The organism is Flavobacterium sp. ACAM 123 (assembly GCF_000264055.1).
In the GTDB taxonomy this organism is placed as follows: Bacteria; Bacteroidota; Bacteroidia; order Flavobacteriales; family Flavobacteriaceae; genus Flavobacterium.
Map to the genome: position 1 here is coordinate 1 of NZ_AJXL01000157.1, position 5,746 is coordinate 5,746.

At 32.8% G+C, this 5,746-nt stretch carries 5 protein-coding genes and 1 pseudogene; all 6 read right to left on the reverse strand.

Going from position 1 to position 5,746, the window contains the following annotated elements:
* Positions 1–48: 48 nt before the first annotated feature.
* Positions 49–831 carry a DUF4382 domain-containing protein gene (locus A3SG_RS0117185; protein WP_016991239.1) on the reverse strand — a complete coding sequence of 261 codons (783 nt, stop codon included), beginning with the start codon at positions 829–831 and terminating at the stop codon, positions 49–51.
* Positions 832–1,057: 226 nt separating this feature from the next.
* Positions 1,058–1,795, reverse strand: coding sequence for an MlaD family protein (locus A3SG_RS0117190; RefSeq protein WP_016991240.1), 738 nt, complete (start codon positions 1,793–1,795; stop codon positions 1,058–1,060).
* 23 nt (positions 1,796–1,818) lie between these two features.
* Positions 1,819–2,597: pseudogene (locus tag A3SG_RS20290) on the reverse strand (ABC transporter ATP-binding protein).
* A 1-nt stretch (position 2,598) separates the two neighbouring features.
* Positions 2,599–3,357, reverse strand: coding sequence for an MlaE family ABC transporter permease (locus A3SG_RS0117200; RefSeq protein ID WP_016991241.1), 759 nt, complete (start codon positions 3,355–3,357; stop codon positions 2,599–2,601).
* A gap of 747 nt (positions 3,358–4,104) precedes the next feature.
* Entirely contained in the window at positions 4,105–4,458 is a 354-nt protein-coding gene (locus tag A3SG_RS0117205) for a hypothetical protein (RefSeq protein ID WP_016991242.1), read from the reverse strand.
* A gap of 280 nt (positions 4,459–4,738) precedes the next feature.
* Positions 4,739–5,746: YihY/virulence factor BrkB family protein (locus A3SG_RS0117210; protein WP_016991243.1), on the reverse strand; the 1,008-nt coding region annotated here is incomplete at its 5' end.

A 5,746-nucleotide genomic window follows, 5' to 3' on the forward strand; every position in this document is an offset into this window, starting at 1 on the left:
CCTCCTCTTTTTAAAAGCAGGTGTTTGACATGAAATACTTTTTGTTATCTATGACAAATTGATAGCTGTTATAATTTTTGTTTGACCTATTTCTATATCAATATTTCCGATGATAACTTCTTTTAATACAGGTGTACTATTAATATCTGGTGTGATAGTTAAGCTGTATTTTCCTGACGGAAGTCCCATTACTAAAAACTTTCCTTCAACATTTACATTTGTAGAATAAGTTTCCAATGTAACAAGGTTAGTGGCAGTAGCCACGGCTAATGTTCCAGTAGGCGTAATACTTCCTTTAATGGCTCCACTTATTGCAGTTTCAATAGTTCTAATTACAGGTTTCAATTTATAACCTCCATTACCTAACTTAATTATTGACTTATTAGCATCAAAATCAAGAAGGACATGATACATTATGCCTTCCTGCAATCTTTGGTTTACCTGAAGTTTCAAGCCGGACTGCTCTGCACTTGGCGTGCTCAATGGATAACTTGTACCGTCCAGGAGTACCACGGTGTTTCTTGTCCCCAAAATTAGTCTTATTTGCGATACTTTTGAAATTCCTAACGTATCAGTCGCAATAAGCTTTTCCACTCCATTTGACAATGTAAGTAGGTCATAAATACCAGGAATCACATTCAATGCTGTTGATTCTGATCCTTCTCCCTTAATTTCAACACCGATAACATCAACATTCACTTTTTGATAAGGCCCTGGCGCATCAGTCATACTTACAGAATATGGGTAGCTGCCTTGTGTATTATCATTGTTACATGAATTCAGTAGGAATCCAAACATGATAAGAGATAGAATTACATTTAATTTTTTCATTTGTTGTATTGTTTAAAGATTAATTTTTAACATGTTAATAATAGCGTAAAGATGCTGGTATTTTAACAACGGCCTGTTACATGATTTTAGTATTAAGTTTCATTATTTACATGTTAAATTTTTAAGTAATCTGTTATGGCAAGTTTTTTCCTGTCTTATTGACCATTGTGTTATAGAATTGTTAACATATTGAAAAACAGTTAACGAAGGATTTTGTACCGTTGAATTACTTTACCACTTCATTTTTTTCTTGATTTTCTTTAGCTTTTTCTAACTCTTTAAGTCTCTTCTCTTCCGCTCTCTTCTTTTTATTAAAAAAACCTTTTAATAAAAAATTATGTTTTGCTGCTTCCATATTCTCACTAAGTCCTTTGGAACCGGTCTGGAGATTGGTTAATGTTTTTGTTAAGCTGTTTGCAAATTTTTCATCCGTGATTAATTTTGATAATGCGCCATTCCCATTATTCATTTTATAAGTGAATTCAGCAAGTTCATTAGTTATAACGGTGGCGTTGTCCATACTTACTTTTATACTTCTCATTATTTCATCCATTTCAATAGCCTGGATTGATTTTATGCTGGCATTATCTTTTACTATAGTCTTAGAATTAGACCCCGGCGATATGGTAAGGACTTTATCTCCCATTAACCCATCTGATCCGATACTGGCAACAGCATCGCTCTTAATGAATTTTTGCACATCTTTTTGGATTAATAATCGAACGACTACCGAAGTATCGGTCACTAATTGTATTTCACTTACGGTACCAACATTTATTCCGGAAAAAAGCACATTATTTCCGACTTCTAATCCACTAACATTTTTGAAACGTGAATTTAAAGTAAATGTAGAGCCAAATATATTTTTCTGTTTTCCAACAAAATAGATGGTTGATGTGAACGCCACAAGTCCTATTAAGACGAACATTCCTAATTTCCAAGTGCTTCCTGATTTCTTATTCATAACTAACTCCTTAAATTTAATAATTATATAAAAAAGGAACGGACCCATTGGTCTTCACTTTTTTCTAACTCTTGATAACTGCCTTCAGCATGGATTACCCCGTCCTTTAGAATCATAATGCGGTCAGCCGTTAGTTTTGCACAGGCCATGTCATGTGTGATAATAATTGAAGAGGTATTGTTTTTTTCTTAATTTCTAAAATTAACTCACTAATTTCTCGTGATGTAATTGTATCTAAACCAGTAGTGGGTTCATCATAAAGAATAACCTCAGGTTTTAATATCAAGGTGCGTGCCAATGCAATTCTCTTACGCATTCCTCCTGATAATTCTGAAGGCATTTTATTTATAGCTTCTGCCAATCCTACGCTTTCTAGAACATTGTGGATTTCTATTTCTATTTCTTCGGACGTTAAATCAGAGGCATGCCTTTTTAATGTGAACGCGAGGTTTTGTTTCACGGTCATTGAATCGTATAATGCTGAATTTTGAAATAAAAAACCAATTCTAATTCGAACTTCATTAAGTTTAGTGGTCTCCAAATTCATGATATCTTGACCAAAAACTTTTATTTCTCCTTCATCCGCTAAGACTAATCCAACGATGCATTTTATGGTTATTGATTTGCCGGAACCGGACCTACCTAATATAACTAAGTCTTCACCTTTGTTTAAGGACAAGTTCACTCCTTTTAAAACATGATTGTTTTCACCAAACGACTTCACTAGTCCTTTAATTTCTATAACAGCCTCTTTTTCTTTAATTTTACCTTGAGGAATTATTATTGTTGCTTCTTGCTCCATTTTAAAAAAATAAATCAGTTAATTGAACGGCTAACATATCGATGATAAAAATAGTAAGTGAGGCGGTCACTACGGCTGAATTTGCAGCCTGACCCACACTTGCTGTTCCATTTTCAGCATTAAATCCTTTGTAACATCCAATCATTCCTATAAAAAAACCAAAGAAAAATGTTTTGATTGTCGCCGGAATTATATCTATAAATGCCAAAGAATCGAAGACTTTTGAGATGTATCGAAAAAGACTAACGTCACCATGCATATTTATCCCAATGAATCCGCCAAGCATACCAACTCCATCAGCAAATATTACCAGTAGGGGCACCATAAGTGTTGTAGCTAAAATACGGGTCACCACGAGGTATTTGAACGGATTGATTGCCGCTACTTCCATGGCATCTATTTGTTCCGTTACTTTCATAGAACCCAGCTCGGCACCTATACCTGATGAAACTTTTCCAGCGCAGATTAATGCAGTAATAACAGGGGCAATTTCTCTAATTAAGGAAAGAGCCACCATGCCAGGCAACCATGATTCGGCACCAAATTTAGCTAAGGTAGGACGAGATTGAAGGGTCAGTACTAGTCCCATTATAAAACCTGTTATAGCCACTAAGGGAATAGATTTATACCCTATAATATAACATTGTTTAATGAATTCTTTGAATTCAAAGGGAGGAGAAAAAACCTCTTTAAAAAACTTTGTAGAAAATAATGTAACATTACCCACATCATTAAATATATTTTTTAGATAAACAGTCAAAGCTTCATATTTTATAAAGATTAATAATTAGTACAGTGTGTAATTTTGTTTAACAGTGGATAGTCTTATCCTGGGATTAAATTTTAAGTTACTTTAATTTACATTTTTAAAAGTTTGCATTCTATCGCGATCACTATCTATAAGTAAATAGTGTTCGTTTAGCATTATTTGCTGTTGCATAGAAAGAAATTCACTACTGTTGTATATCGCTTCATAGCAAGATTGTATAACAATATTCCCATTTCTTTCATTGGAATCTATGACATCATTTCAAACTTTATAAACGAATAGTTTTTTAAGATTAAACCATATGGTGCATAAATACTCTTTATTATTGTTGTCTTGTACAGGAGTTCCTCCCAATTTGATAATTTCTTTTTTAAGTTCAGTTTTACATTGCTAACTATTTGTTTAAAAATTTGCGAACACCTTTTTTAAATACTATTGCTCTGTATTTTTTGACGCATTTTTAAGATCTTTTTATTCTGGTATTATTTATTACAATAAATGGATTTAATACGACAATTGATTTTACTACATCCATTTTGTTAATTTTAAAATAAGTAATCAACTAATTTAGTTTTTTGTAAAGTTATTTGTTATTGTGACAACTACTGTTGTATAATTTTCGCATAAACTTATATTTTTCACAGTTCTGTTATAAAGAGATAAGAAAGATAAATAGTCCGTTTTAAAATGGGTGCTGAAAACTAATTTTAAAGTAAATTCAGTTTGGTAGGTTTACTGTTAGTTTTCAGCAAAATATTTAGTAATACAATCATGTTGTTGCTTTACGTTCATCTTGTCCGTTTCTTTTATTTCAAATATTATTTTTACAAAACGATTGTCTTCGCTTAAAATATCAAATAATTCTACTGTTGAATCAGTTTGCCCAAAAAGGACTATTTGTTTGTAGTTTTTAATGGCTTCGCCGATTTTCTTATAATAGGCATGTAAGCCATGATGATCTAGATTAATTGATAATCCGGTGCTTTGTGACCAAGGGAAGTCTTTTTTACCTTTAGTAAGTTCAGATTCAATTGTTTTGATTTCAAAAGGACTGTTTGTGAATTCCATTAAATAAGTAATGGAATGATCCATCAATACTTCTAATTTTTTACTCTTTTCATGGTATTTATCTGTTTAAGGAAACACTGAAAAATGAGATAAGAATTTATTTTGACCCTAATTTTCTAAAATTGAGAATTTTAATCTGTAGTCATTTTAAACAGCGGTAGTAAAAAGTCATATAATTAACAGATTAAGCCATTTGTCGTTAAAGGTGACGCAGGAGCTCAATTTGGCCAGATTATAGTTAATCAGTGGATGGTGACTTACCGGCAAAAAGACAGATTTATAAGGAGAAAAGAGGAAAACGAAACTATATTTTTTTACTAGCGGAAGATTCCTTTTTTGCTATGTCGGAGGGGGGAATAACACCACTATAAATTTTGGCGTAAGCAGCCGTAAATTCAGCTCCAAAAAACAAAATCATGGAAGAATAAGAAACCCACAATAAGATTAAAATTACGGAGCCAGCAACTCCATAAACAGAAGCTGGATTTGCCGTGCTGAAATAGAAGGCTAGAAAAGTCTTGCCAATAGTAAAGAGAGTTCCGGTCACTATCGACCCTAGCCAGACATGTTTCCATTTTATTTTAGCATCAGGTAAAATTTTAAACATTAACCCAAAAAGTACGGATATGACCACAAATGAAAATAAAAAATTTAATACGTTGAAAAACAAAATTGTAGAGTCGTCCGTATAGCCTTTAATCCAATTTGCCATACTAGACAAGCCGGTGCTGATAATCAGAGATACTAGAAGTAAAAAAGCGATTGCCAATATTAATCCAAAGGAAAAGAGCCTTGCTTTAATAATAGTGAAAATTCCTTTTTGTGGAAGTACTTCTACATGCCAAATTAAGTTTAGCGATTTCTGCAATTCCACAAATACGGCCGTTGATCCAACCAATAAAATAACCACTCCAATTATCGATCCCCAAACAGTGGATTTCGACTCAGTGGATTTGATAAGAATTTGACTGATTTGGATTGATGTTTCTGATCCCAATGTGCTTGAAACTTCATTTAAAATAGTTTGATTAACATTTTCATTTCCAAAAAAGTAACCTGCAATAGAAATGATCAAGACTAATAATCCAGGTATACTGAAAATTGCATAGTAAGCAATCACTGCACTTTGTCTGAAGGGATCTTTATCGTTCCATTCATTAAAAGTCATTTTTATTAGCAGGCAAGTGTCTTTGGTTTTAAATTGCATTTTTGCTGTTTTAGGCGAATTATATTTAGTAGTGAAGGTCGCGTTTTTAGACATAAAAAAGGGCTGTATTTTACTACAACCCTCTAACCAAACCGAACCAAAAAA

What these genes read in the sequence shown, in the direction of transcription:
- A3SG_RS0117185 (WP_016991239.1), bottom strand. Translation starts at nt 831, where the DNA reads ATGAAAAAATTAAATGTAATTCTATCTCTTATCATGTTTGGATTCCTA.
- A3SG_RS0117190 (WP_016991240.1), bottom strand. Translation starts at nt 1,795, where the DNA reads ATGAATAAGAAATCAGGAAGCACTTGGAAATTAGGAATGTTCGTCTTA.
- A3SG_RS0117205 (WP_016991242.1), bottom strand. Translation starts at nt 4,458, where the DNA reads ATGGATCATTCCATTACTTATTTAATGGAATTCACAAACAGTCCTTTT.